Here is a 26,195-nt window from a genome sequence, read left to right as displayed (position 1 = left end):
GGTGCGCGCGTGCCTATACGATCCGTTGCGGCACCGGTGGCGCATCGCGAAGCGCGTGCGACTGCACGACCGGCACACCGTAACGGTGTGATGTCATCTCCGCCATGATGGCCACCGCAATCTCCAGCGGCGTCCTGGCACCGATGTGAAGCCCGATCGGACCATGAAGTGCTGCAACCTGCGTGTCGGTCAAGTCAAACAGCTTGAGCCGTTCCCGACGCTTCGCGTTATTCGCACGCGAACCGACCGCTCCCACGTAGAACGCCGGCGATTTGAACACTTCGATCAGCGCCATGTCGTCGATCTTCGGATCATGCGTCAGCGCCACCACGGCCGTGTTCGGATCCAGCCCGATTCGCTCGATCAGGTCGTCGGGCATTTCGCGGAATACTTCAGTATGCGCCGCGGACCATTCCCCGAGGTACTCTTCACGCGGGTCGCATACGATGACGCGATAGCCCAGCGCCACCGCCATCCGCGCAACATATTCGGACAGTTGCCCCGCGCCGATGATCACCAGGCGATGGCTCGGCCCGTAACATGCGCGCAACGACACGCCGTCGAACGAGGTCGGGGCTGCCGAATCGGTCAGCGTCACGTCGGCTTCGCCGGTTTTAGCGTTCACGTTCCGGATCACCACCCGGCCACGCCTGACCCATTCCAGCGCCTCGTCCAGACGCGACGATATCCGGCCGGTTCCACGAGAATCATCAGCGTGCCGCCGCACGGAAGACCGAAGCGATGCGCGTCGTCTGCCGAAAGGCCATAGATTACAACGGTCGGCGTCGGGCCCGAAAATCCGACGCGCCACACGCGCTCGATCAGAACGTCCTCGAGGCACCCACCCGATACGGAACCCTTCACGGCACCATCGTCGCGCAGCGCGACCATCGCGCCGATCGGGCGGGGCGCCGAGTCCCACGTCTTCAGAACCGTGCCGAGCATCACCGCGCGCCCAGCGCGATGCCACATGACGGCAGTTTCCAGTACGTCTCGATCCATGCTGTCCAACGCAGTTTCCCTCCACGGCCCTTCCACGGTACGCCAATCAGTTCATTTATGCAAGTTATAACCTGACAGACGTTAGAAGTTTGCCTCTGGATTCGACCTTGATAGCTCTTGGAACGGAGGGACAGGCTTCGAGTTGCTGCGACAGTTCGGGCAACCGTAAGCCAAAATGAATCTATGGTCCGCACCAGTTTTACAACGCCTGACGGTTGATGTCATGTTGGCTTGCCCAGATCTATCCAGCGTCGTTTTGGGGACCGCGCCCCGCGCCTCAATGAAGTTCGCGCCTGCGGCTCCTATAAAGTCGTGCGGCTCTGGTAGGTGTCTTTATTTTCCAGGATGTTCCACACAGACTGAACCGCCCCGGGAAATCGGGGAGGCTGGTTGGTTTAACTCGATGTCGATTCAGCGGTGGCTGTTCCAAGTTGGCGATGGTAGTTTGTCTCGGCTTTGGCAGCCTCACGGTATAGCCGAGCGGTTTCATCAACCGATGATGATTAAATCAGGTCACCCACTCCCGCGTTGCTAGTTCAACGGAGTACTTCGTCAGGCAGCCCCGCGCATCTGCACAACAGCCCGCGCGCGCACCGTGAACGTCAGGATGACCGCACCGGCCAGCGCCGATGCACCCGCGAGCACGAACGCACTCGCATACCCACCGCCATACTGAACGAGCCAACCGGTCACGCTCGGCGAGAGGATGCCCGCGAGATTTGCAAGCAGGTGAACGAACCCGCCCGCCGAGCCGACACGTTCGCGCGGCACGATTTCCTGCAGCAGCGACCAGCACGCCTGCGGCGCCATGAACGCGAACAGGCTCGCGATCGCGATCAGCGTGACGGCCGCGCCGAGCGAGCTCACGCGCGACGCCAGCAGCACGCAGGCCGCCGCGACCGCGAGCCCGACGACGATCACGATCTTGCGCGCGAACAGCACGTCGCCGGTGCGGCGGTAGATGCGATCCGACACGGTGCCGCCGGCCACGAACCCGACGGTCGCGCCGAGCCACGGTAGGATCCCGACGACGCTCATCTGCTTGATGTTCAGATGCTGGTAATCGGTCAGATAGCTCGGCAGCCATGACAGGAAAAAATACAGCACGTAGTTGAAGCTGAAGAACGCGAGCGCGACGCCGAGCACCGGCCGCGACAACAGATCGCGCAGCAACGGACGCGCGGCGCGATCGTCCGCATGCGCATCCGGTGCGACGTCGATCGTCCGGTCGGATACGATCTCGCGCGCCTCTTCCGGCGAGACGCGCGGGTGGCTCGCCGGATCGTCGCGGAACAACGCCCACCACGCGGCGAGCCACACGAAGCCGAGCGCGGCGATCACGACGAACGACACGCGCCAGCCGAACTGCAGCGCGACCAGGCCGACGATCGGCGCCGCGATCGCCGCACCGAGCGGCTGCCCCGCGTTGGTCCAGCCGACCGCGCGTCCCGCTTCGCGGCGCGGGAACCAGTTCGAGATCGCCTTGTTGGTGGTCGTCCCCATCGGCCCTTCGCCGATCCCGAACGCGACGCGTACGATCAGTAGGTGCGCAAACGACCCCGCGAGCGCGGTCGCGCCGCAGAACAGCGACCACACGCCGGCCGCGCACGCGAATACGCGACGCGGCCCGAACCGGTCCGCTGCCCAACCGCCGACGAAGCAGAACACGCAGTAGCCGATGAAGAAGCTGCTGAACAGGATGCCCATCTGCGCATCGTCGATGCCGAGTTCGCGCTTGATGATCGGCGCGACGACGGACAGCGCCGCGCGATCGAGATAGTTCAGCATGCCGGCGCCGAACAGCAGCGCGCCGATCCACCAGCGGTAACGCGTTTTCATGTTGTCTCCTGTCGAGCCGGGCACGTGCCTGCGTATCCGCCCGGCTTCCTGATTTCCGATTGCGCCGCCAAACCGGCAACGGTTTCACGTGCATGCGCCGAGCGCACCGTTCCTGCGTTCAACCGATCGTCGCGTGCGCGATCGTGTTGCGTGCCAGCACCGCTTCGTCCGGCAAGAAGCCAAGCCCGGGCACATCGGGCAAGCGCAGCCGCGCCCCGGGCCGCTGCGCGTCATGCAGCCGCTCGGGCCAGTCGAGATAGGGAATTTCGAGCGCGACGTCGTCCGGTAGCGTCGCGACCACGTGCGCGGTCGCCAGCAGCCCCGCTCCGTAATAGAAACAGTGCGGCACGACCCGCACGCCGTGCTCCTCCGCGAGCGCGATCACTTCCGCGATGCCGGTCGGTCCACCGATCTTCGCAATGCTAGGCTGCGCGACGTCGAGCGCGCCGTGTTCGAACAGGTCGCGAAAGCCCGCGACGCCCGACGCGTTCTCGCCCGCCGCGATCGGCACGCCGGCGCCGCGCACGCGCGCGACGCCGTCCGCGTCGTCGCACGGCCACACCGGTTCCTCGATCCAGCCAAGTCGCAGGTCGGCAAGTTCGCTCACGTGCCGCAGCGCGTCGTTCGCCGTCCACGGGCAGTTCACGTCGACCATCAGCTCACTGCCGGCCGGCAATGCCGCTCGCGCGGCCGCGATGGCTGCACGTTGCGTCTCGTGCAGCTTGATGCGCCGGAACTGTTCGTCCGACGCACGCCGCACGTGGCGCGCGACTTCGTCGGGGTCGTTGTCGTAGCTGACCAGGCTCGCATACACGTCGATCTCGTCGCGATGGCCGCCGAGCCAGCAATACAGCGGCACGCCGGCCGCCTGCGCGGCGAGGTCGTGCAGCGCCGTGTCGATCGCGGACAATGCATACAGCACCGGTCCGGTGCGCCCGAACGCATGCAGCGCGCGGTCGGCCGCGTCGCGCAATGCAGCGATCCCGCGCCACGTCGGCTCGAATTCGGCGCCCTTGAACCAGCGGCCGACCGGGCCTTCGAGCGCGGCGAACGTGACGGGATTGATCAGATGACCGAATGCTTCACCCCAACCCACCCGCCCTGCGTTATCGGTAAGCCTGACCAGCAGCGACTCCATTCGGTGCAGCGAGCGGTCTGCGGCGTTATACGTGTCCGCAGCGGCCGGTTCAACTGCGGCGACGGGACGGCGGCCCGCGTCGAATGCGAGCGAGAGACGAATGACTTCGATGGCGACGATTTTCACGAACGTATTCCCGGTGCGGAGGGTCGGGGCATGGATGCGGCCGACGGCGGAAAATGCGATGTGACGGACGACGGCAGCAGTGCGAGACCGTTCGACTGCGTGCCGTCGGCCGCGACATTGGTCAGTCATCGTATAACAAGACCCATCGTTGCACAACCTCTCTCCGACTATTGTCCGCACATTTACTGTGATGACTCACATCCACATGTTATATGACCTCTTATGACTTATATCGAACGGAGACGACGGAATTCAATGTTTCATGGAATCGAGATGCGGAGGCATCGAGTAGCCGCATCAGGCGAGTTCTAGCAGGAAGCACGGCAACCATCGAGATTTGGGCGTCCGTCGTCCCTCCTCCCTTGACGAGACAAAAGCGATGCTGGTGCATGCGGCTGCTTATTCGGGTATTCGGCAGGGCCTCCGCCCGTTCAAGGCCGCGCACGAAGTGCTGATGGCGCAGCGATTGTTGAAGTAACGACGCGCCGACAGCCGGGGTTCCCTCGATCGGATATACCCCGGCATGGGTCAGCACCCGCGGCCACGGTCATCACAGCGCGTTCGGCGCCCTCCTCCCGTCCAGCACGGCCGCGACATTGTCGAGCGCCGTGAGCCCCATCTGGTCGCGCGTCTCGATGGTCGCACTGGCCATGTGCGGCGACAGAAACACATTGTCGAGTGTGGCAAAGCGCGGATCGATGTTGGGCTCGTTCCGATAAACGTCGAGCCCCGCGGCGAACAGCCGATGCGAGGTCAACGCGTCGTACAGCGCATCTTCGTCGACGAGACTACCGCGCGCCGCATTCACGAGCACCGCACCGTCGCGCAGCAAGCCGAATTCGCGACGTGTCATCAACGGCATGCCGCCGCCGGGCACGTGCAACGTCAGGATGTCGCACTGCGGCAGCAGCGTGTCGAGATCCCCGCAATAGCGCGCGCCGGCCTCGATGTCGGGCGCTGCGGGACGCCGGTCGGTATAGACGATCTTCATCCCGAAGCCGCGCGCACGCTGCGCGACTGCACGGCCGATCCGGCCGAAACCGACAATCCCGAGCGTCTTGCCGTTCACGCGCGTGCCGAGCATGTCGGTCATGCCGAACGACTTTCCCCAACCGGCCCGCACGATACGCTCGTACTCCGACGCACGCCGGCACGCGGCCAGCATCAGCAGTATCGTGAAATCGGCCGTGCAGTCGGTCAGCGCGTCGGGTGCGTTGCTGACCACGATTCCGCGTGCACGCGCGGCGGCGACGTCCATGTGATCGTAGCCGGCGCTCGCGTTCGCGATGATCTTCACGCTCGACGGCAATGCCGCGATGTGCTCGGACTGAAGCGCCGATTTCTTGCCGATCAGCACCGCCGGTGTCTGATAGCGGTTACAGAACTCGACGACGGACGGCGCGTCCATGTCGGCGTCCGTCACATAGGCGTTGAATTCGGCTGCCGCGCGCGCAGCCACTGCGGCGGGAACGCGTCGCGCAACCAGCAGCTGGGTGCGATTGTTGTCAGGCATGGTCTCGTCCTTGGGTCGGATAACGGAGCACAGCCTACGAATCGCGGTCGGCGAGGGTCAATATTGATTGATTCGATCAACATATCCGCGCGGCCGTGCGCGCCGCCGGATGACCCGAACGTCTCCGGGCATATCCCCGTCGTGCGAGACCGCGGCAACACGCGCGCGGTACCGCCACGAACTCAGGAAAACCCTGACTTGCGCCCGTCAGGACAGCGCAGTTGATGTTGATTGAACGAATCAAGATTGCTGCGGCGTCGCCGCCGCGCAATGCTTTTTGCATGTTCAACGGACTGAAGACGAGATCGTGAAAATGCAGACAGGAAAAAAGATCGCGGCGGTGACGGGCGCCGGCACCGGCATCGGACAGGCCGCTGCGGTAGCGCTCGCGCAAGCAGGTTTCAGCGTCGCGCTGCTCGGCCGGCGCATCGATCCGCTCCTCGGGACGCAAGAGATCATCGAGCGGGCCGGGGGCGTGGCAGCGGCAATTCCAACCGACGTGTCCGACGAAGCATCGGTCGACGCGAGCTTCACACAGATCGCGCACACGTTCGGGCGCCTTGACGTGCTGTTCAACAACGCGGGCCGCAACGCCGGCGCCGTGCCGATCGACGATTACACGCTGCAATTCTGGAACGACGTGGTCGCGACCAACCTGACCGGCGTGTTCCTGTGCGCCCGCGCCGCGTGGCGCCAGATGAAGCGTCAGACGCCGCAAGGCGGGCGCATCATCAACAACGGCTCGATCTCCGCCCACAGTCCGCGCCCGAACACGATCGCGTACACGGCCACGAAGCACGCCGTCCTCGGCATCACGCGCTCGCTTGCCCTCGATGGCCGGCCATTCAACATCGCGTGCGGCCAGATCGATATCGGCAACGCCGCGACCTCGCTCACCGAACGCATGGACAGCGGCGTGCTGCAGGCCGACGGCCGCATCGCGCCCGAGCCGCGGGTCGACGTTGCGCATGTCGCAAGTGCGATCGTACAGATGGCCAACCTGCCGCTCGAAGCCAACATTCTGAACATGACGATCATGGCGAGTGCTATGCCCTTCGTCGGACGCGGCTGACCGCACGCGCGCGGGCGCCCGGCAAGTACCCCGGCGCAACCCACATAAAAATTGGAGACGACATTGAAAACCGCAGAAGAGCACGTTTCGGCCATGCGCCGGCTCGACACACATGCAGGCGCCGCAAGACGCTCGAGGGTACGCTACGGCGTACTGTCGATGTTGCTCGTGGCAACGATCCTCAACTACGTCGACCGCTCCGCGCTCGGCATCGTCGCACCCGCACTATCGAAGGATCTCGCGCTCACGCGCGTGCAGATGGGCGAGCTGTTCGCCGTGTTCGGCCTCGCCTACTCCATGGCGCTACTGCCGGCGGGCGTGCTCACCGACTGGCTGGGCTCGCGCGTGGCCTACGCGCTGTCGCTCGTCGGCTGGTCGCTGGCGACGCTGACTCAGGGGGTCGCGCAGGGATACCACATGTTGCTCGGCTCGCGGCTCGCGATGGGTGCGCTCGAGGCGCCCGCATTCCCGTCGAACGCGCGTGCGGTGACGGTGTGGTTCCCGGTCCAGGAGCGCGGCTTCGCAACGAGTGTGTACGTGATGGGCCAGTACATCGGCACGCCGCTTTTCACCGGCCTGCTGATGTGGATCTCGTCGGCATTCGGCTGGCGAGCCGTGTTCTTCGCGACAGGCACGTTCGGCGTCCTGTTCAGCGTCGTCTGGTATCGGCTTTATCGTGACCCGTCGCGCCATCGCGGCGTCAATACGGCCGAGCTGGATTACATCACCGAAGGTCGCCCGGTCGTGACCGCGCGCGATCCATTCGACTGGCGCATGGCGCTGCGTCTGCTCGGCTATCGGCAGGTCCTCGCGATCTGTCTCGGCAAGTTCTGCAACAACACGCTGCTGGTGTTCTTCACGACCTGGTTCATGACCTACCTGGTCGAGGAGCGGCACATGTCGATGATCAAGGTCGGCCTGTTCCAGGCGATGCCGTTCATCGGCGCGACGCTGGGCATCCTGATCGCCGGCTATCTGTCCGATCTTTGTATCCGACGCGGTGTATCGATGTCGTCGTCGCGCAAGGCGCCGCTTGTGATCGGCACCTTCCTCGGCGCATCGATCGTGCTCGTCAACTTCGTGCAGTCGAACGCGCTGGTGATCACGATACTGACCGTCGCGTTCTTTGCGCAAGGCATCGGCTCGATGTCCTGGGCGGCGGTGTCCGAGATCGCGCCCAAGCGATATGTCGGGCTCACCAGCAGCATCACGAGCCTCGCCGCGAATATCGCAGCCGTGACCACGCCGCTGATGATCGGCTATGTGACGCAGCACACCGGCAGCTTCTTCTGGGCGCTGAACCTGATGGGCGCGATCTGCCTCGTCGGCACACTGTCGTACTCGGTGCTGCTCGGCGAGCTGTCGCGTATCGAACTCTGACCTGCGCTCGTGCCGCCCACCTGCCTTGCGCTGACTACCCAACCCGACGCTCCACCATCATGATCGAATTCAAATGGGATCACCTGCAACTCTGCTCGGCCGATGCGGAAGCCACCGCCGCCTGGTTCGCGCGCTGCCTGAACGCCGAGATCGTGCGACGTCCTGGTCGCGTCGACCTGCGAATCGGTGACATCAACCTGTTCATCACCGCGCTGCCGCACGCACATTCGGCAATCACGCCGGACGGCGCGCGCGTGCAGGGAATCGATCACTTCGGCGTGCTGGTCGATGATCTCGACGCGGCCTACGCGCACCTGGTCGACAATGGCGCCGAGATCGTCCAGCCCATCGCGCGGGTCCGCGCCGGCGTGCGCTGCTGTTTCGTGCGCGCACCCGGCAACATCCTCGTCGAAGTGCTGGAGCGGCGCCCGGCCGAGATGACATTCAACTGAACCCGGTCTATAGTCGGCGCACGTGGCCGCACAGCGGCCGCACCTCATCAAGACTCCCATGCAGAACTGGATGACCCTGACGGAAGCGGCGCGGCGGCTCGGCGTGCGGGCGCAGACCGTCTATGCGTACGCGAGCCGCGGCAGCATCGCCGTGATGCAGGATCCGGACGATCCGCGCAGGAGCCTGTATCGCGCCGAGGACGTGGTGGCGCTGTGCCGCAAGAAGCAAGTCGGCCGCAAACGTGCGGCGCTGGCGGCCGGCACGATCTTCGGCGCCGAGCCGTGCATCTATAGCGGCATCACCACGTTCTCGAAGGGTCGCGCGTGGTATCGCGGCCGCGACAGCATTCAACTCGCCGATACCGCGACGCTCGAGGAAACGGCTGCGCTGCTTTGGCAGGCCATCACGCCCGTGTCGTTCGATGCGCCGGCGATCGTACTGCCGGCCGGCGAGCGCGATCGGCAATGCGCGTTCACGATGCTCGCGACGCTGGCCGCACACGGCCATTCGACGCTCGGCCGGCTCGATAGCGCGCTGCACATCGAGGCCGGGCAACTCGTCGCGATCGTGTCGCGCGCGTTCGGCGCACGTGACGATGCCGGTGCAGGCACGCTCTGCACCCATCAGCGGCTCGCAGCCGGCTGGGCCCTCGACAGCCGTGGCGCAGACCTGCTGCGCCGCGCGATGGTGCTGGTCGCCGATCACGAGATCACGAGTTCGGCATTCGCCGCGCGCATCACCGCATCGACCGGCGCGTCGCTCGCGGGCTGCCTGCTGACGGGGCTCGCGACGTTGTCGGGCCCGCTGCACGGCGACGCGTCGGGACGCGTGCGGGCGATGTTCGACGACGTGCAGCGATTGGGGGCCGAGCGCGTCGTCGATCATCACCTGAAGTCCGCGATCCCGATTCCCGGTTTCGGTCATCATCTTTACCCCGACGGCGATCCGCGCGCGGCCGCGCTGCTTGCGCGACTCGATCCGCCGGCGGAACTCGCGCACTTCGTCGGCAAGGTCACGACGCTCACGGGCCAGCGCCCAACCATCGATGTCGCGCTCGCGATGCTCTCGGTGCAGCTTCAGTTGCCGCGCGATGCGGCGTTCGGGCTGTTCTCGATCGCGCGCAGCGTCGGGTTGCTCGCCCACTGCATGGAGCAGTTGCGCGTCGGCAAGGTGATCCGGCCGCGCAGCCGTTATACCGGGCCGGCGCTCGACGATCGGCATCTGCGGCCCGCCGCCGAGAACGATGGCAGACTGCCGAAAGCCGGCGTGATCGACAAGAACCGCGTGTTCAAGGTGGTGGAGTAACTCGCGTGACAACCGTAGACCGAATTGAACGCGTCACCGTTTGCAAGGCAAATTGTCATTGACCGCGGCTTGCGAAGACGGGTGTCAACTCCCCTGCGACGCCGGCAGTGGTAGTCACGCGTTGTGCGAAATCTGATTTTGAGCGGGCAATCTCAGCATAGTGATAAGGTTCCATCTTTTCCCTTGGGAGAATTTCCCGGAATCGCGGGATTGGAGTTCTCATCTTTCCGGCTGCACACTGATCGCGCTAAGCCTAAAGTCATCCGAAACACCCTGCTTTGATGCATGTTTCAGTCGACAGTCCAAGCGATCCAAATCGGTACGCAACGCCCCTACCTTAGTCGCTTTCGGGTTCGTGCGTGCTGATTGCGCTTCCTGCCTATCCGGGCTGCGAGAACTCGATGCCCGTTGTCCCAGCGCGCCAACGCGTTCTTTCGATTTTCAAGAATACACTTTGGATCGCCCCCTTCACCGGCATGCATTCCAGCGTCGCTGTTTAACTATGTCCAATGTAGTCCCAAGAGTGGCTTTTGTTGATGGGGAATTCTCCCGGACTGCCCGTCTAGGGGTGGGCTAAAGAAGGCTTGCTTTAGCGCGCCTTCTCCGCTTTACCGGCGGCCCGTATGGTTTCGTGAACCATGCACCAGCACGCCGTCACTGGACAGTTGGCGCTTGCTGCAAGGCCGCGCAGCCATTTCAGCCTTCCACGCTCAGAACTTGTGCCGAATCGCGATGCGTACGGCAGTCTGCACATTCGTGTTCGACGACGCACCCAACGCGGCCTCGGCCTGCGTGCCGAACCCATGATCGTGTGCCAGCGTTCCGACGAGATAAACGTCGGTGCGCTTGGACAGGAAGTAGTCGGCGCTCAGAATGACCTGATTCGCGCTCCCCACATTATTGTTTCGGGCCTGATACTGCAGGCCGCCCGCAAGCGACAACGCTGGCGTCACGAGATAGCTGACGCCGCCTTCCACGGTGGTCGCACGGGCCTTGTCGCCGCTCGACAGCCGCACGTCGGTGACATACCCGAACACCCGAGCCTTGCCGATGTTGTACGCGGCACCGGCTGCGTATTCGACGGAATTGGCCGAAGCCGTCACGTTATGGATCGACAGGTACGCGAGTGCCGCGCTGAGCGGGCCGTTCGCATAGCTCACGTAGAAGTTGCTGGAGCTGTTCTGACCCAGTGACCCTGCAACATTGCCGAAGCCGTACATTGCGCCGAACGTGAAGCCGCCGATGACGGGCGACTCGTATTTGACCGCGTTGTTGATCAGGTCGCCCCACACGTGGTTGTCGAGCGCGTATCCACCCGACGCGTAGGTAGGCAGGCTCCAGCCCAGCAAGCCGGCCGGCGTATTGGCGGCAATCGCGTACGCGGGAAAGTAATAGCCGATGAAATCGTACTGGCGACCGAGCGTCACCGTGCCCCAGTTTCCGCTCAAGCCGACAAACGATTGGAGGCCGAACTCCGCGCCGCCGCCGAGCAGCTTGCCGTTGCCGACGTCGAAAGAACTCTCGAGCGTAAAGATCGCCTTCGTCCCGCCACCCAGGTCTTCGGTGCCGCGCATCCCCCATCGGCTCGACTGGGCGACCCCTGATTGGAACTGAAGGGACGCGCCTTTCCCGGACGCATCGTTCACGTGATTGGTGTAGGTCACGCCGGCGTCGATCAGGCCGTACAGCGTGACGGACGATTGCGCGCATGCCGCGCCGCAGATCAACGTGGACGATACTGCAAGCATTGTCTTTTTCATTATGGATTCCTCTATTATCGAGTGATGGAACCGAACCTTCTTAACGTGCATCGAATTCGTTTTACGCCCCGATCAACTTGCCTCCACGAACCGCCGGACGTAGTCGTTCGCCGGCGCGCTGCGAATCTCGTCAGGCGTGCCGACCTGGATCACCACGCCGTCCTTCATGATCGCGATCTTGGAGCCGATCTTCATCGCTTCGTCGAGATCGTGCGTGATGAACACGATGGTCCGTTTCAGTTCGGCCTGCATTTCCAGCAGGATGTCCTGCATTTCACAGCGAATCAGCGGATCGAGCGCGCTGAACGCTTCGTCCATCAGCAGCACGTCAGGCTCGGACACGAGCGCCCGTGCAAGGCCGACGCGTTGCCGCATCCCGCCCGATAGCTCATCCGGGTATTTCCGCTCGTATCCCTTCAGTCCGAGCCGGCCGTTGATCCAGTCGCGCGCGACGTTGTCGGACTCGGCCTTCGCGTCGCCGCGAATCCACCGGCCGAACACCACATTCTCGAGCACCGTCTTGTGTGGCAGCAGCGCGAAGCTCTGAAAGACCATGCCGATGTGATGGCGGCGCATCTCGCGCAGCGCGCGCGAACCGAGCTGCAGCACGTCGGTCCCGCGAAACAGTAGTTCGCCGGCATTGGGCTCGATCAGGCGGTTGAAGTGACGCACAAGCGTCGACTTCCCGGACCCGGACAATCCCATGATCACGAAGATCTCGCCTTCACGAATCGACAGCGACACGTCGCGCACGGCGACGTTGCAACCGGTCTGCTGCAGGATCTCGTCCTTCGGCATCCCGCTACGGGCCATCGCGATCGCGTCGTCGATGCGGCCGCGGTGTGGGCTGAACACCTTGTACAGGTGGCGCAGCTCGAGAATCGGCACATCCGTCGCGCGACCGACAGCGCCGCGCACGGCTTCGGGTTCGCGGCGATCCGCGTGGACGCAGGTCGATACGCGGCTCGATTCCGCGTCGACGGACGTACCCGTATTGCTGAGCGTCGAATGATTCATTTGATTACGTCCGTGCGTGGCGGCGTGCACGCTTGCCCACGCCGAAAGACTGGGTAATGCGGTCGAACACGATCGCGAGAATGACGATGGCGGCGCCGGCCAGGATGCCCTGCCCCATGTCGAGGTTGTTGATGCCGGACAGAACGTCTTCGCCGAGCCCGCGCGCGCCGATCATCGAGGCAATGACGACCATCGCGAGCGACATCATCACGGCCTGATTGACGCCCGCCATGATCGACGGCAGCGCGAGCGGCAGTTCGACCGCGATCAGTTGCTGCCACGACGTCGCGCCGAACGAACGCGCGGCTTCGACGACGTCCTCCGGAACCTGACGCAGGCCAAGGTCCGTCAGGCGAATCAGCGGCGGCAGCGCGTAGATCATCGTCGCGAAAATCGCCGGCACGCGACCGAGCCCGAACAACATCACGACCGGGATCAGGTACACGAACGACGGCAGCGTCTGCATCATGTCGAGTACGGGATTGAACACACGTGCAAGGGCCGGGCTGCGCGAAATCGCGATGCCCGACGGCACGCCGACGATCGTCGTCAGGATCAGCGCGGTCAGCATGATCGCGCACGTCGCCATCAGCTTGTCCCAGAGCCCGAGGCAGCCGATCACGTATGTCAGTGCCATCAGCAGCACCGCCAGGCCGATTCGGCGCGCGCCGAGCCATGCGACCACGCCGATGACGGCGATGACCGCGAGCGGAGGCGTCGCCTTGAGCAGCGCTTCGACGGGATTCAATGCGTACAGCAGCAGCACCGCACTGACGTGATGAAACACGTCGCCGTAGCGCGCGACGACGCCGGTGAAGAACTGGTTGATCGCATCGCCCAGGTCGAGCGAATAAAAGATGCCGTTCACATCGATTCCTTTCAATTTCAGGCTGGCTCCGCACGCCGGCAGCGCGCGGAGCCCGATTGCGCCGGTGCGCACATGGCGGCGGCGCGACGCTTTACTTCAGGCTGGCTGCCACCTTTTGCGCGGCCGCAGCGGGCACCCATTGAGCGACGAGCGACGGGTTGGCCTTCAGGAAATCCAGCGCGGCCTGACGCGGCTGCAACTTGTCGGTCGCCATGCGCGCGATGGTCGCGTTGAGCGCGCCGATCGAAAATTGCACCTTCTCGAACAGCGACATCAGCGCCGGGTCGGAGTCGGCGACCGAATTCGACACGACGACGCGCAGCGACGTCGGCGGCGACGCGGAACCGCACGGATTCGGATCCTTGCTGCCGTTGATGGTCTTCCAGCAGGTCGCGTTGTAAGCCGGCTCGTCGAGCTTGACCGCACGGAAGCGACCGAGGATGGTCGACGGCTCCCAGTAATAGAACAGGATCGGCTTGCCGCGGGTGAAGGCGGATTCGACTGCGGCGTCGAGCGCCGGGCCCGAGCCGGGATGGAAGTCCGTGTACGCTGCGCCGATCTTGTAGGCCTTCATCTTCTGTTCGGTGTCAGACTCGCACTGCCAGCCGATCGGGCAGTTGTACAGGCGGCCGCGCGACGGATCTTCCGGATCGGCGAATACGGATTTGTATCGCGGCAGGTCGGCGATGCTCTTCAGGTCCGGCGCGAGCGGCTTGATGCCGCGGGCGGGGTCGCCCTTGATCACGTACTCCGGCACGTAGTAGCCCTCGACACTGCCGCCGTTGACAAGCGAGCCGACGATCTTGACCCGCCCGTCCTGCACGGCCTTCTCGTAGGCGGGCGTCCGGCCGGCCCAATACTCGACCATCACGTTCAGGTCGCCCGTCGTGATCGCCTGCAACGCGATCGCGTTCGTCGCGGTCATCAGCTCGGTCTTGCAGCCGTAGCCCTTCTCGAGCACGTAGCGCACCACCTCGGTCATGAATTTCGCGCTGTCCCAGCCCATTTCGGCGAACTTCACCGGTTTGGCCGCAGCGCACCATGACGATTGCGCCGCATCGGCCGCATGCGCAGGCGTGCCCAGCAATGCTGCCGCACCGACGCCGCATGCGGCCAGCGTACGTGCCGCGTTGAACTTGAAAATCCGTTGGAACATATCTCACTCCGCCCGATGATTGATATGGATGGCCGGCTTAACACCGCGTCGGCGGCGTGGCCGGGTAACGCTTGCTGCTGACTGTCGACCACGGCTCGATCACTCGACGCGATTCGACGGATTCACGATCAGTGTCACGCCGCCTGGACCGGCAACGTCTGGCGCGACTGCGCGAGACCTTCGCGCATCGCGTCGACGTACCAGTCGACGAAGGCCATCACGCCGCTTTCGACGAGCGGCGAATACTGGCCCGGCTCGTACCCCCTGGAATTGATACCGAGCTGATTCGTCTCGACGAGCCGCTGATCCTGCGCGTTGGTGGCCTTCCATACGGCCGTCAGCGTGTCGAGGTCGTAGTCGGTGCCTTCGACCGCGTCCTCGTGGACGAGCCATTTGGTCGTGACCTGCGTTTCCCGCGGGCCCAGCGGCAGCAACCGGAATGCGATCGCGTGATCGCCGAGCGCGTGATTCCACGTGTTGGGAAAACGCAGCAGGCGCAGCGAGCCGACGTCCTGCTCCGGCAGCGTGCCCATCACCCGGGTGCAGGCCGGCTCGCCCGACATCGTGAACGACAGGCCGCGCTCCATCGCTGCGCGAATCAACCGGTACTCAGGTGCCTCCTCGACCGGCGCATAAGGCAATCCGGCAGCCGCCCAGCGCGCTTCGTCACGCGCGGTCTTTTCGGCAAACACGATGCCGTCGCTGCCGTAGCGAGGATCGGTCGGGCCGTCGTACTCGGAAATCGTCCGCAGCAGCTCCGGATGGTTCGCGGAGCAGTGATAACACTCGCGATTGTTTTCGATCACGAGCTTCCAGTTGCCCTTCTCGACGATGGTCGATTCGAACGCGACCTTTGCATGGTCGAAGCCGTGCGGTGCGAGATAAGGCGCCACGCGACGGCTGAACGACGAAAAGTCCTGCGGTTCTTCGGCGAGGCTGATGAAGATGTATCCGGCCACGATCTCGCACGCGACGGGCTTCAATGCATGCCGGGACGCATCGAACGATTCGCCCATGTTGCCGGCATACGCGAGCCGGCCATCGAGTCCGTAGGTCCACTGGTGATACGGGCAAGCGAGCATCCGCGACGAGCCGCGCTCGCCCGCGCAGATACGCGACCCGCGATGCCTGCAGGTGTTGTAGAACGCCCGGATCGTGCCGTCACGGTCACGCACGACGACGACCGACGTCTCGCCGATCATCAACGTGAACCAGTCGCCCGGCTTCCCGATCTCGCACGACAGGCCAGCGAACAGCCAGTGGCGTTCCCAGATCAACGCCATGTCGGCTGCAAACAGTTCGTCATCCTTGTAGAACGCCTGTGGTAGCGGGCGGCCTGGCACACACGCGGCCAGCTGCGATTTAAGCTTCAGTGAGTCGAACATTGAACGTCTCGTGCTTCAGTCGTTGCGTGCCTTCGTTGCCGGCGGCACGGCGACACCGGCGTGTCGTTGAGACGATTTCATGACGACATAAACGGCTCGACAAACCACTATTTCTGATTCGATGCATGACAATTCACATGCAACTATCGTCAGACCACGCTGAGGCTTGTGGATCAACGCACGTGCGCACACGGCGCAGCGCCGGCCGCTGCCGGAGGATCACGCCGCGTAGGTGTTAGTCCTTAACGGGAGACGTGCATGCGAAGCGGCATCGGAGGCACGATGCTGCGACACAAAGCGGTTTCGCACCGAGGCGGCGCCGGTCGTCGAATTGCGTGGCGGGAAAGGGACGCGGGGGCGACCATGTACGATTGCGAAGGAGACGGTCTGCGCACCGCCATGCGTGATCGCGGAAATCGCTCGCGACTCGCTGCGCTCAAAGCAAAACGCGACGCGATTCCGAAAGGAACCGCGCCGCGTCGGCGGATAAGGAAACGTGCGCAGGGCGTCCCCTGCGCAACCCGGTTCAGGAGCCGCGCACCGGCGTGCCGTGGATCGTCGCGGAAGACCGGTCGGCCTCACCGGCACGCATATGCCGCCCGGCCAGGTGGAAATGCCACGCGGCCCACAAGCCAGTCAGTGACACCAGCACGAGCACATATCGCAACGATTCCGAAGGGTTCGACAGATGCAGCGCGATCACGTCCGACAGAAACCCGATCGCTTGCGGCGCAATGACGAGGTTCGCGACGTTCGTGACGAACACGATGATCCCGATGACCTGGCCGCGCATCGCGGCAGGCGTGAGATTCTGCGCCATCGACGCAGAAGGCCCGATATACACGTAGATCGTCGGAACGAACACCCACAGCATCAGATCCGTGACGGGAAGCGACGTGGACGCGTATGCGACGAACGACGGGATCGTCGCGAGTGCGGTCACGAGCGCGACGAGCCGCGCCTGCGCGAAGCTCGACGCCGCGCGAGGCCTGCTCAGCACCAGCGCGGTGCCGAGCATCGCGAGGCCCCCGCCGATCCCGTGAATCGCGCCGAGGATTTCGCCGGCGCCGCCGACCCCGAGATGGAAACTCCGGACGAGAAACGACGGCGTCCACCAGACCAGCCCCCAGCCCCAAAACGTCAGCACGGTCGTGCCGGCGATTGCGTGGAATAGCGCCTTGCAGTCTCGGATATGACGCAGGGTTTCCTTGAGGCCCGCGCGGTTCGTCGCGCTGTCCGGCTTGTCGAACACGCCGCGCAGCGGTTCGCGAAAGCCGAGCAGCAGGATCCCGGCCAGCGGAATGCCGAGGCACCCGAACACGAGCAGGACCGCACGCCACCCGTACTGCTCGGCGATCCAGCCGCCGCCCGCTGAACCCATCAGCGCACCCACGGCCGCGCCGACGGAAAAGAGGCTCATCGCGGTACCGCGCATCGACGGCGCGAATTTGTCCGCCAGCAGAGAGACCGCGCACGGCATGCAGCCTGCCTCGCCGATCCCCACGCCGATTCGCGACAGGAAAAACGTGAGTGCGGTGCTGCTCGCGCCACACAGGACCGTGAAGCCAGACCAGACCGCCAGTGCGACGCTGATCATCCGCTTGCGGTTCACGCGGTCCGCGAGCAAGCCGAGCGGCAGGCTCAGCGTCACGTAGAACAGCGCAATGGCCGTGCCGGTCATGAAGCCGACTTCGCTGTCGCTGAGACGGAATTCATGCTTGATGGGTTCGATCAAGGTCGACACCACGTAACGATCTGCGATGTTGACCGTGTAGACCAGCGTCAGAAGAAACAGCACCCACCATTTCGTGGCGCGCCCTTCGTGTGCGGTCGATGCTGCTTGATACCGTGTCTCGCTCTTCATGTCTGTCTAATATCTCTTTCTCGAGTCTGCTACTTCTCGGAGCGGCCCGCCCATTTCTGGGCCGCGAGCACACTTCTTACGCCGATGTCCAGGAACGGCCGTCGCGGAAGCAGGTCGGGCGACCCCAGGGCCAGCATGTCGCCGATCAGCGGATGCCCGGTATCGCAGGCCAGCTCGGCGACGAGCGCGCCGGCTGTCGTCTGCTTGGCAATGCCAACGCCGTTGCAGTTGACCGCGGCGTACACGTTCTTCGACAGTTGCCCCCAGCCGGGCGCGCCGTTGTGGCTCAGCGAAAGGTAACCTGCCCAAAAATGTTCGAGCGATACGTGCTCCAGCATCGGAAAGCGGGCCCTGAAAAGCGCCTGGTGCGTACGCTTCATTCGCTCGCGCAGCGCCGCCGGGCAACGCAAGGTCGGCGCGAACTGGAACCCGTACCGGAACAGGATCCGGAAGTCCTGCGTATATCGCAACGTGGCGCCTGCGATGCCGTGAGCCGGTGTAATGCCCCAATCGTGCGTGCCGCCGAGGCCGGCTCGCTCGTCCGGCGTCAACGGCCGCGACAGGCTTGCAAACAGCACGAACGGTAGCAATTTCCGGCCGAAATACCCGAAGCGGTTGATGAACGCGTTGTTGGTGAGCACGGCTTTTCGCGCGGACAGCCGTACGCCATTGCGCAGCGTCGCCACCACGGGCGACCCCGGCGCTATGTCTAGCACCGGCGAATGCTCGAACAACTGCACGTTGGCCGGCAGGGAATCGGCCAGCCCGCGCGACAGCGCAGCCGGATTCAGGAGCCGCGTGCCAGGCGTATAGATCGCGGAATCATAGTAGCGCGTGCCCAGCCGTTCGTGGAGCGCGTCCCCGCGCAGTCTTTCGTACGGCTCTCCCAGCGAGTCGAGCTCGGCCGCCGTTGCAGCCAGCAACTTGCGCGAGATGTCGGGGGAAACGGCGCAATCGTAGCGCCCCCGCCTGCTCCACTGGCATTCGATCCCATGCACGCGGACCAGCTCCTCGAGCGTATTGATCCCGTAGCGACTCAGTTGCATGTGACGATAGCCCTTTTCCGTGTTGCCGGGGTCGTGATCGTTGTTGTGCGGAAGGTCGATGGCGAACCCGGCGTTCCGGCCATGCGCGCCCTCACCGACTGCCTGGGCGTCGACGAGCGCAATCGTATGGGACGGGTTCAAGATGGCAAGCCGCCGGGCTGCCGATAACCCGGCATAGCCGGCGCCTACCACGAGCCAGTCGAAACTCGCCGACTGCCGCACCGGTTCACGCGGCACGCGCGGCGGAAGGATCGCGGACCAGCCGTTCGTGTTGTCGTCGGCGGGGAGCAATTTCTCTGAAGATACTGAAGCGTTCATGCTGCAATCCGATTTGAGGGCCGCGGGTGCATCAGGCGGCCGTGACGACGAAGAAGAATTCCGCGTCGCGGCCGGAATACGTGACGACCGATCCCCGGCTCAGTGACAGCACGTCTCCGGCCTGCGCGAGCAACTGTCGGCCGTCGCACGTCACGCCGAACGTGCCGCTGAGCACATGAATCACTTCGTCGTAGTCGAGGGTCTTCGCTGGGGTCTCGCCCGCCTTCAGCCGGCCGAAACCGGACGCGAGCGAATTCCCGGTCGAGCGCACGGCCCACGCGATACCGCCACCGCCTTCTTGCGCGCCTTCACGGATGTCCCACACCGCGTCATCGGCACGTGTCAGCGCCGTCGTTGCAGAATCGTTCATATTCAAAATCGTGGATTAAACCGTTCGAATTCAATTCCAGGAAAGCGCCACATACGCGACGATCTCGATGAGCATCTCCGGATGGACGAAGCCGGCGACGACCACGCTCGAGCGATTCGGATACGGATCGGTAAAAAATTCCCGGTAAATGCGATCGATCGTCGACATGTGAGTCGCATCCTTCATATAAATGAGCACCTGCGCAACGTCGTGCATCGCGCCCCCTGCCGCGGCTACCGCCCGCTGCAGATTCGAGAAGGTCAGTCGCGCCTGTGCGTCGATCGGCCCGCCGCCGATCGAACCGTCCATCGTCACGGGCCCGTGCGCGGTGAAAAGCAGCGAGCCGACCCGGGTGGCCCACGAAAAAGGCTGGTTCAGCGCGGGAAGACCCGTATCGATCGTTTTACGAATCATGGCAAGTGAATCTCGATGTTGAAGGAAGGGCGGGAATGCGCCGGCAGTGGCGATCAGTTCAATACGGCCGATCGCTGCCTGAGCACCTCCGCGATCGCTTCGCCGACATACGCGACGTTGCCGTCGTTCAACCCGGCGACGCACATTCGGCCCGATTGAACGAGGTAGATCGACTTCTGCTCGCGCAGCACGTCGACCTCGGCCGCAGTCAGGCCCGTGTAGCTGAACATCCCGCGCTGATCCGTCAGATAGCGCGCGTCGACCTCGGGCGCGAGCGCTTCGAGCGCGGCCCTCAGGTTCTGCCGCATCGCCTTCATGCGCCGCTGCATCGCGTCGACCTCGTGCTGCCATTGCCGCGACAACGTCTGGCTGGTCAGGATCGCGCCGACCAGTTGAGAACCGAACGCCGGCGGACTCGAATACACCTTCCTGACCGCTGCCTTCAGTTGCCCCTGCACGCGCGCAGCGGTCTCCGCATCGGCGCATACGATCGACAGCGCACCGACGCGCTCACCATACAGCGAGAAGTTCTTCGAGAACGAGTTCGACACGACGACCTGCAACCCAGCGTCGACCATGCTGCGAATTGGCGCGGCGTCTTCGTCCAGCCCGTGGCCGAATCCCTGGTAGGCCATATCGACGAACGGCAACAGGTTGCGGCGCTTCAGCACGTCGATGACCTGCTCGAACTGTTCCGCCGACAGATCCGCGCCGGTCGGGTTGTGACATGACGGCTGCAGCAGCACGATGCTGCGCTCGGGCAACGTGTCGAGCGTCGCCCGCATGCCGTCGAAGTCGACGCAATTCGTCCGGCTATCGAAGTACGGATAGGTATCGACCTTGAGGCCGGCGGATTCGAGCAAGACGCGGTGGTTGTCCCACGTTGGGTTGCTGATCCAGATACGGCTGTCCGGCAGCGTGGCCTTCAAGAAGCGCGCCGCGATATGAATCGCACCCGACCCACCAATCGACTGAATCGTCGCGATACGTCCCGACGTCACCGCCTCCGAATCGCTGCCGAAGACGATGTGCTGGACCGCCGTGCGATACGCCGCATCGCCTTCCATCGGCAGGTACGTGTGAGGCCTTCCCGCATCGCGGACGAGCGCTGCGGCCTGCCTGACCGACGCCAGCACCGGAATCCTCCCCGCTTCGTCGTAATAGAGCCCGATGCCGAGATTGGTCTTTTCGGGGCGGGAATCCGCGACGAACCCTTCCATCAACGACAGAATCGGATCGCCGGGGAAGGCTTCTACGTTTCTAAACATTTGAAGTCATCCTGAATTAATTATTTGGATCTGATCGCGTCTCGAGACGCGTCGGAATCAGAGTTCGGTCCGTATCTGCCAGAGCTCGGGGAACAACACGACGTCGAGCATCTTCCGCAGATAGCCGACACCTTCGGTCCCGCCCGTGCCGCGCTTGAACCCAATCACGCGCTCGACCGTCGTTAGATGGCGAAAACGCCATTGGCGGAAAGAATCCTCGATATCCACGAGCTTTTCGCCCAGCTGGTAGAGGCTCCAGAACGTCTGCGGATCGCGATAGACCTGCAGCCACGCGGCAGCGACGGACGCGTTGTGCTGGGTCGGCTGCGTCCAGTCCGCATCGAGGCGGTCCACGTCAACGGGCAAGCCGGACCGCGCGAGCAGCCGGATGCTCTCGTCATACAAGGACGGTGCCGCGAGCGCGTCGCGCAGCAGCGCCTCGCTGTCCGGACGATGCTCGTGCGGGCGCAGCATCGTCGCGTTCTTGTTGCCGAGGATGAACTCGATCTCGCGGTATTGCGCGGACTGGAACCCCGACGACAGGCCGAGGTAAGGCCGCATCGCCGTGTACTCCGGCGGCGTCATCGTCGCGAGCACGCTCCAGGCCTGGACGAGTTGATCCATGATCCGCGACACGCGCGCGAGCATCTTGAACACCGGCTGCAGTGCGTCGTCGCGAACGCCTATCCTGGCCGCGCGCAACTCGTGCAGCATCAGTTTCATCCACAGCTCGGATGTCTGATGCTGAACGACGAACAGCATCTCGTTGTGTTCTGGCGACAGCGGATGTTGCGCGCCGAGGATCGCATCGAGGTGCAGGTAGTCTCCGTAACTCATCGACCTGGAAAAATCCAGTTGCGCGTCGTGCCAGCTTGCATCGATAGCGGATTCCGTTGCCGGTTCATGTCCCGAGAATGGACATCCCATTGTGTACTCCTGATTGCTTAAATTCCGGTTGGCCGACGCACGATCCGGCGGTCGACACCGCAGTCGTACTTACCGGCTCCGGATCGAACGGATCACGAAGCGGTCTTGAATGCGCCGTGCGGATCGATAACGAATTTCTTCGGAACGCCTGCGTCGAATTCCGCGTATCCGGCCGGCGCCTGATCCAGGTCGATCACGTTGACGTTCACGACGTTCGCGATGTCGAGACGATCCCAGAGGATCGCCTGCATCAGGCTTCGGTTGTACTTCATCACCGGTGTCTGCCCGGTGAAGAACGAATGCGACTTCGCCCAGCCAAGCCCGAACCGAACCGACAGATTGCCCTTGCGTGCCGCGGCATCGTCCGCACCGGGATCGTCCGTCACGTACAAACCGGGAATGCCGATCTTGCCGGCGGCGCGCGTCACTTCCATCAGCGAGTTCAACACGGTTGCCGGCGCTTCGGCCTGTGAGCCGGCGTGCCCGTGTCCGCGCGCTTCGAAGCCGACGCAATCGATCGCGCAATCGACCTCCGGCTCGCCGAGCACGCCGGCAATCTGGTCGGCCAGCGACGCGTCCCTGGAAAGGTCGACCGTCTCGAAACCGACGCGCCGCGCATGCTCGAGCCGCTGCGGATTCACGTCGCCGATGATGGTCACCGCCGCACCGAGCAGCCGCGCGGAAGCGGCCGCGGCGAGGCCAACCGGGCCGGCACCCGCGATATACACGGTGCTGCCCGGCCCGACGCCGGCGGTGACTGCACCGTGATAACCGGTGGGGAGAATGTCGGACAAGCAGGTGAGATCGCAGATTTTCGCCATGGCCCGATCGCGGTCGGGAAACTTGAGCAGGTTGAAGTCCGCATACGGTACCATCACAAATTCGGCCTGCCCGCCGATCCAGCCGCCCATGTCGACATAGCCGTACGCGCCGCCGGCGCGCGCCGGATTCACGCCGAGGCAGACCCCGGTGTTCTGCGCCTTGCACATCGGACAGCGTCCGCACGCGACGTTGAACGGCACCGACACGAGATCGCCCTTCTTGAGCGTGAGCACGTCGGAGCCGACTTCGATCACTTCACCCGTGATCTCGTGGCCCAGCACGAGTCCAGCTGGCGCCGTGGTCCTGCCGCGCACCATATGCTGGTCGGAACCGCAAATGTTGGTCGCCACGACACGAAGGATCACGCCATGACCAGCCTTGCGACCCGACGGCTCCGAAAGCTCGGGGAAGGCGATATTGCGCACCTCGACTTTCCCGGGCCCGACATAAACCACTCCACGATTTCCTGACATGGCGTCTCCGATTGTTGTTGTCGCTTCAGATCGGACGTCGTCTTCGTAACGACGGTTCTGATTCGCGGCGTTGCGAAAGCAATGCGATGCGACCGATGTCCCGAATCATCGGAGCCGCGAAATCACGCGTCAAAGCAGTTTTTCTGATCTAACGCATGCAAATCTGCATCCATCGGATGTACGCGGCGTTACGGGCAGTTTTCGCCACGGACTTTATGACGATGAATGATTTTTTGAATGACATCTACCGCTGTTTAGACATCCATGTCGCGTTTGACCATCAAAACTTCATGCAACTCATCAGTTTTCATCGGTTGCGAGCGCGTGGCCAAGCAGGTTCAATCGCCTCATGCATTCATTCCGAGACGCATCCGAAACCCTATCGAACATCACCATGCTGTCGAACAGTCAACTCACTTCGCTCATCGAGTCCCGCGTGGCGGGCCGGTCGCTGCCGCAGCCGTTCTATACCGACCAGGCGGTGTACGAACGCGACCTCGAACTGATCTGGGAACGCCAATGGATCTTCGCCGGCGTGTCGGCCCAGATTCCGAAGCCCGGCAACTGGTTCACGCTGGAGGTGGGCGCCAGTTCGATCGTCGTGATTCGCGACCGGAGCCACGCGATCCGGGCTTTCTACAACACGTGCCGCCATCGCGGATCGCGCATCTGCGCCGGCGACAAGGGCTCGTCTGCCACGCTCGTGTGCCCGTATCACCAGTGGACCTACGGCCTTGACGGCAAACTGATGTTCGCCAAGGAGATGGGCGCCGAATTCGATGCGTCGCAATACGCGCTCAAGCCCGTGCATTGCGAATCGGTCGAGGGCTACATCTTCATCTCGCTCGCTCGCATGCCGAGCCCGTTCGACGCGTTCCGCGAGCAGGTGTCGCCGTATATCCGCCCGCACGGGCTCGACAACGCGAAGGTCGCGTTCGAGTCGACCATCATCGAAAAGGGCAACTGGAAGCTCGTACTCGAGAACAATCGCGAGTGCTATCACTGCTCGGCAAGCCATCCCGAACTGCTGCGTACGATTTCCGAGTTCGACGGCCCGACGGACCCGCGCTTCGGCGGCGACTATGCGGCGAAGTGCGAAATGGATGAAGCACGCTGGGCCGCGGCCGGATTGCCGTTCAAGCCGATCGAAACTTCCGATGGCTATCGGATGGTGCGTGCCGCGATGGAACGCGGACTGTCGTTCACGCTGAGCGGCGAGCTCGCGTGCAGGAAGCTGCTTGGTACCAACCAGGATGCGGACGTCGGCTCGTTGCGCCTGCTGCGCTTCCCGAATACGTGGAACCATGTACTGTCCGATCACGCGATCGCGTTCCGGCTGCTGCCGCTGAGCGCGACGGAGACGCAAGTGACGACGTGGTGGCTCGTGAACAAGGACGCCGTCGAAGGCGAAGACTACGACCTCGACGATCTCACGGCCGTGTGGAAAGCCACCAACGCCCAGGACCAGCGCCTCGTCGAAGCCAACCAGCAAGGCATCAACTCGAAGGGCTATCAGCCCGGCCCCTACTCGCCGCTCGTCGAGCGCGGCGTCACGGAGTTCGTCGATTGGTACCTCGGCACGCTCAAGTCGGAGCTGGCCGGCGCACCGAGGGTCATTCCCGTGGAGTGCATGGCATGATGAACGGCAGCGCTTTCACCGAAGCCATTTGCGTGGATATCGTACGCGAGAACTGGAACGTCAAGACCTTCCGGTTTTCGCTCGCACACCCTGAAGCACAAACGAGCTTCCAGCCCGGGCAGTACGTGACGCTGGGCGTGGACACCGGCAGCGACACGCTTTACCGCTGCTACACCATTTCGTCCGCACCGGGCGCGCACGGCGATGCAACGTTCGACATCACAGTCAAGCGTTCGCCGAGCGGCGCGGTGTCGCCATGGCTCCACGATCGGCTCGCCGTCGGCAACCGCGTGCAGGTGTCGCGACCGGCCGGCGACTTCGTATTGCCGGCGAATCCCGATGAGCCCCTGCTGTTCGCCGCGGGCGGCGTCGGCATCACCCCGCTGATGGCGATGGCACGCGCGGTGCACGCGCGTGGCGGGCGCGCCGACATCCGGTTCCTGCAGTTCGTCCGCACGCCCCGCGACATGCTGTTTCATGACGAGTTGCTGCGCATGGCGCACGCATCGCGCGGCATCACGCCGCACTTCTATACGTCCGACGAAGCGAGCGCGGATTTTCCATCCGCGGTGCTGTCGAAGGCGGTGCTCGACCGCACGACGCCTGACTGGACCGCGCGACAAATACTGTGCTGCGGGCCGGACCCGTTCATGTCCGCGATGCGCACGCTGTTTCTGGAGAACGGCGGCGCCGAATCCCGCTTCCATCAGGAGCGGTTTCAACTGCCAGAACAGGTGCCCGCGCATGTACCGGCTTCGCTCGGCGTGTCGCGGCTGCGCTTGTCGCAGTCGCGCGTCGAGGTCGACTGTGCGCCCGGGACGGCCATTCTCGACGCACTCCACGCGCTGCCGAACGGCCCGAGAATTCCCAATGCATGTCGGTCGGGCGTGTGCGGAACGTGCAAGCTGCGCAAGCTGGAGGGGCAAGTCGACATGAATCACGCCGGTGGCATCACCGATGAGGAAATCGACGAAGGCTACATCCTGCCGTGCTGCTCGGTGCCGGTGTCGGACGTCACCATCGAGTTCTAGCCGCGCAAG

The 26,195-nt window shown here is 63.8% G+C and carries 23 protein-coding genes; 6 read left to right on the top strand and 17 right to left on the bottom strand.

Annotation, left to right across the window (positions count from 1 at the left end; genetic code table 11):
• Positions 1-13: 13 nt before the first annotated feature.
• The 5 genes from DIE03_RS38980 to DIE03_RS10315 form a co-directional block, all read right to left on the bottom strand.
• Positions 14-625, bottom strand: coding sequence for an XdhC family protein (locus tag DIE03_RS38980; RefSeq protein WP_311767299.1), 612 nt, complete (start codon positions 623-625; stop codon positions 14-16).
• Positions 626-633: 8 nt separating this feature from the next.
• The gene (locus tag DIE03_RS38975) at positions 634-1,002 is read right to left on the bottom strand and encodes an XdhC family protein (RefSeq protein WP_311767302.1); all 369 of its coding nucleotides are present in this window, start codon (positions 1,000-1,002) and stop codon (positions 634-636) included.
• Between the two features lie 552 nt (positions 1,003-1,554).
• Positions 1,555-2,841 carry an MFS transporter gene (locus tag DIE03_RS10325; protein ID WP_124449955.1) on the bottom strand — a complete coding sequence of 429 codons (1,287 nt, stop codon included), beginning with the start codon at positions 2,839-2,841 and terminating at the stop codon, positions 1,555-1,557.
• Positions 2,842-2,959: 118 nt separating this feature from the next.
• Positions 2,960-4,105, bottom strand: a complete 1,146-nt coding sequence (locus DIE03_RS10320) for a mandelate racemase/muconate lactonizing enzyme family protein (RefSeq protein ID WP_124449953.1) — start codon at positions 4,103-4,105, stop codon at positions 2,960-2,962.
• A gap of 550 nt (positions 4,106-4,655) precedes the next feature.
• Entirely contained in the window at positions 4,656-5,618 is a 963-nt protein-coding gene (locus DIE03_RS10315; protein WP_124449951.1) for a D-glycerate dehydrogenase, read from the bottom strand.
• Between the two features lie 313 nt (positions 5,619-5,931).
• Here DIE03_RS10315 and DIE03_RS10310 point away from each other — a divergent pair, with 313 nt between their 5' ends.
• From DIE03_RS10310 to DIE03_RS10295, 4 genes are all read left to right on the top strand, one after another.
• On the top strand, positions 5,932-6,690 hold the full coding sequence (locus tag DIE03_RS10310; protein WP_124449949.1) for an SDR family oxidoreductase: 759 nt from the start codon (positions 5,932-5,934) through the stop codon (positions 6,688-6,690).
• A 93-nt stretch (positions 6,691-6,783) separates the two neighbouring features.
• Positions 6,784-8,070 carry an MFS transporter gene (locus tag DIE03_RS10305; protein ID WP_124450185.1) on the top strand — a complete coding sequence of 429 codons (1,287 nt, stop codon included), beginning with the start codon at positions 6,784-6,786 and terminating at the stop codon, positions 8,068-8,070.
• Between the two features lie 59 nt (positions 8,071-8,129).
• On the top strand, positions 8,130-8,522 hold the full coding sequence (locus DIE03_RS10300) for a VOC family protein (RefSeq protein ID WP_124449947.1): 393 nt from the start codon (positions 8,130-8,132) through the stop codon (positions 8,520-8,522).
• A 58-nt stretch (positions 8,523-8,580) separates the two neighbouring features.
• The gene (locus tag DIE03_RS10295; RefSeq protein WP_124449945.1) at positions 8,581-9,828 is read left to right on the top strand and encodes a citrate synthase family protein; all 1,248 of its coding nucleotides are present in this window, start codon (positions 8,581-8,583) and stop codon (positions 9,826-9,828) included.
• A gap of 710 nt (positions 9,829-10,538) precedes the next feature.
• On the opposite strand, the gene DIE03_RS10290 is transcribed toward DIE03_RS10295, so the two are convergent.
• The 12 genes from DIE03_RS10290 to fdhA form a co-directional block, all read right to left on the bottom strand.
• Complete coding sequence (locus tag DIE03_RS10290; RefSeq protein WP_260434844.1) at positions 10,539-11,639, bottom strand: porin; 1,101 nt, start codon at positions 11,637-11,639, stop codon at positions 10,539-10,541.
• Positions 11,640-11,660: 21 nt separating this feature from the next.
• The gene (locus DIE03_RS10285; protein ID WP_124449942.1) at positions 11,661-12,605 is read right to left on the bottom strand and encodes a glycine betaine/L-proline ABC transporter ATP-binding protein; all 945 of its coding nucleotides are present in this window, start codon (positions 12,603-12,605) and stop codon (positions 11,661-11,663) included.
• Between the two features lie 4 nt (positions 12,606-12,609).
• Positions 12,610-13,473: a proline/glycine betaine ABC transporter permease gene (locus DIE03_RS10280; RefSeq protein ID WP_124449940.1), complete on the bottom strand. Its 864-nt coding sequence runs from the start codon at positions 13,471-13,473 to the stop codon at positions 12,610-12,612.
• 91 nt (positions 13,474-13,564) lie between these two features.
• Positions 13,565-14,629, bottom strand: coding sequence for a glycine betaine ABC transporter substrate-binding protein (locus tag DIE03_RS10275; protein WP_124449938.1), 1,065 nt, complete (start codon positions 14,627-14,629; stop codon positions 13,565-13,567).
• Between the two features lie 134 nt (positions 14,630-14,763).
• Positions 14,764-16,014 (bottom strand): aromatic ring-hydroxylating dioxygenase subunit alpha, encoded by a 1,251-nt coding sequence (locus tag DIE03_RS10270; protein WP_124449936.1) that lies wholly within the window; start codon positions 16,012-16,014, stop codon positions 14,764-14,766.
• A 526-nt stretch (positions 16,015-16,540) separates the two neighbouring features.
• The gene (locus tag DIE03_RS10265) at positions 16,541-17,812 is read right to left on the bottom strand and encodes an MFS transporter (protein ID WP_185658136.1); all 1,272 of its coding nucleotides are present in this window, start codon (positions 17,810-17,812) and stop codon (positions 16,541-16,543) included.
• 95 nt (positions 17,813-17,907) lie between these two features.
• Entirely contained in the window at positions 17,908-19,242 is a 1,335-nt protein-coding gene (locus DIE03_RS10260; RefSeq protein WP_124449932.1) for an FAD-binding oxidoreductase, read from the bottom strand.
• Between the two features lie 31 nt (positions 19,243-19,273).
• The gene (locus DIE03_RS10255) at positions 19,274-19,612 is read right to left on the bottom strand and encodes a hypothetical protein (RefSeq protein WP_124449930.1); all 339 of its coding nucleotides are present in this window, start codon (positions 19,610-19,612) and stop codon (positions 19,274-19,276) included.
• A 30-nt stretch (positions 19,613-19,642) separates the two neighbouring features.
• Positions 19,643-20,026, bottom strand: a complete 384-nt coding sequence (locus DIE03_RS10250) for a RidA family protein (RefSeq protein ID WP_409364416.1) — start codon at positions 20,024-20,026, stop codon at positions 19,643-19,645.
• A 53-nt stretch (positions 20,027-20,079) separates the two neighbouring features.
• A complete protein-coding gene (locus DIE03_RS10245) occupies positions 20,080-21,294 on the bottom strand; it encodes an amino acid aminotransferase (protein WP_124449924.1) in 1,215 nt (404 codons plus the stop codon).
• 57 nt (positions 21,295-21,351) lie between these two features.
• Complete coding sequence (gene kynA / locus DIE03_RS10240) at positions 21,352-22,221, bottom strand: tryptophan 2,3-dioxygenase (RefSeq protein ID WP_124449922.1); 870 nt, start codon at positions 22,219-22,221, stop codon at positions 21,352-21,354.
• Between the two features lie 92 nt (positions 22,222-22,313).
• Positions 22,314-23,516 (bottom strand): formaldehyde dehydrogenase, glutathione-independent, encoded by a 1,203-nt coding sequence (fdhA, locus tag DIE03_RS10235; protein WP_124449920.1) that lies wholly within the window; start codon positions 23,514-23,516, stop codon positions 22,314-22,316.
• 394 nt (positions 23,517-23,910) lie between these two features.
• Between fdhA and DIE03_RS10230 the strand changes: the two genes are divergently transcribed.
• A complete protein-coding gene (locus DIE03_RS10230) occupies positions 23,911-25,155 on the top strand; it encodes an aromatic ring-hydroxylating dioxygenase subunit alpha (protein ID WP_124449918.1) in 1,245 nt (414 codons plus the stop codon).
• Positions 25,152-26,186 (top strand): flavin reductase family protein, encoded by a 1,035-nt coding sequence (locus DIE03_RS10225; RefSeq protein WP_124449916.1) that lies wholly within the window; start codon positions 25,152-25,154, stop codon positions 26,184-26,186. Before DIE03_RS10230 ends, DIE03_RS10225 begins: the two co-directional genes overlap by 4 nt.
• The last annotated feature ends 9 nt before the right edge of the window (positions 26,187-26,195 follow it).

This window comes from Burkholderia sp. Bp8992 (assembly GCF_003853705.1).
Lineage (GTDB): Bacteria > Pseudomonadota > Gammaproteobacteria > Burkholderiales > Burkholderiaceae > Burkholderia.
This window is presented reverse-complemented; position numbering and strand designations above follow the sequence as displayed.

Coding starts and splice junctions, on each gene's coding strand:
- DIE03_RS10250 (WP_409364416.1), bottom strand. CDS start 20,026: ATGATTCGTAAAACGATCGATACGGGTCTTCCCGCGCTGAACCAGCCT.
- DIE03_RS10300 (WP_124449947.1), top strand. CDS start 8,130: ATGATCGAATTCAAATGGGATCACCTGCAACTCTGCTCGGCCGATGCG.
- DIE03_RS38975 (WP_311767302.1), bottom strand. CDS start 1,002: ATGGATCGAGACGTACTGGAAACTGCCGTCATGTGGCATCGCGCTGGG.
- DIE03_RS10255 (WP_124449930.1), bottom strand. CDS start 19,612: ATGAACGATTCTGCAACGACGGCGCTGACACGTGCCGATGACGCGGTG.
- kynA (WP_124449922.1), bottom strand. CDS start 22,221: ATGGGATGTCCATTCTCGGGACATGAACCGGCAACGGAATCCGCTATC.
- DIE03_RS10305 (WP_124450185.1), top strand. CDS start 6,784: ATGCGCCGGCTCGACACACATGCAGGCGCCGCAAGACGCTCGAGGGTA.
- DIE03_RS10290 (WP_260434844.1), bottom strand. CDS start 11,639: ATGCACGTTAAGAAGGTTCGGTTCCATCACTCGATAATAGAGGAATCC.
- DIE03_RS10295 (WP_124449945.1), top strand. CDS start 8,581: ATGCAGAACTGGATGACCCTGACGGAAGCGGCGCGGCGGCTCGGCGTG.
- DIE03_RS10275 (WP_124449938.1), bottom strand. CDS start 14,629: ATGTTCCAACGGATTTTCAAGTTCAACGCGGCACGTACGCTGGCCGCA.
- DIE03_RS10325 (WP_124449955.1), bottom strand. CDS start 2,841: ATGAAAACGCGTTACCGCTGGTGGATCGGCGCGCTGCTGTTCGGCGCC.
- DIE03_RS10245 (WP_124449924.1), bottom strand. CDS start 21,294: ATGTTTAGAAACGTAGAAGCCTTCCCCGGCGATCCGATTCTGTCGTTG.
- DIE03_RS10225 (WP_124449916.1), top strand. CDS start 25,152: ATGATGAACGGCAGCGCTTTCACCGAAGCCATTTGCGTGGATATCGTA.
- fdhA (WP_124449920.1), bottom strand. CDS start 23,516: ATGTCAGGAAATCGTGGAGTGGTTTATGTCGGGCCCGGGAAAGTCGAG.
- DIE03_RS10270 (WP_124449936.1), bottom strand. CDS start 16,014: ATGTTCGACTCACTGAAGCTTAAATCGCAGCTGGCCGCGTGTGTGCCA.
- DIE03_RS10315 (WP_124449951.1), bottom strand. CDS start 5,618: ATGCCTGACAACAATCGCACCCAGCTGCTGGTTGCGCGACGCGTTCCC.
- DIE03_RS10285 (WP_124449942.1), bottom strand. CDS start 12,605: ATGAATCATTCGACGCTCAGCAATACGGGTACGTCCGTCGACGCGGAA.
- DIE03_RS10310 (WP_124449949.1), top strand. CDS start 5,932: ATGCAGACAGGAAAAAAGATCGCGGCGGTGACGGGCGCCGGCACCGGC.
- DIE03_RS10260 (WP_124449932.1), bottom strand. CDS start 19,242: ATGAACGCTTCAGTATCTTCAGAGAAATTGCTCCCCGCCGACGACAAC.
- DIE03_RS10230 (WP_124449918.1), top strand. CDS start 23,911: ATGCTGTCGAACAGTCAACTCACTTCGCTCATCGAGTCCCGCGTGGCG.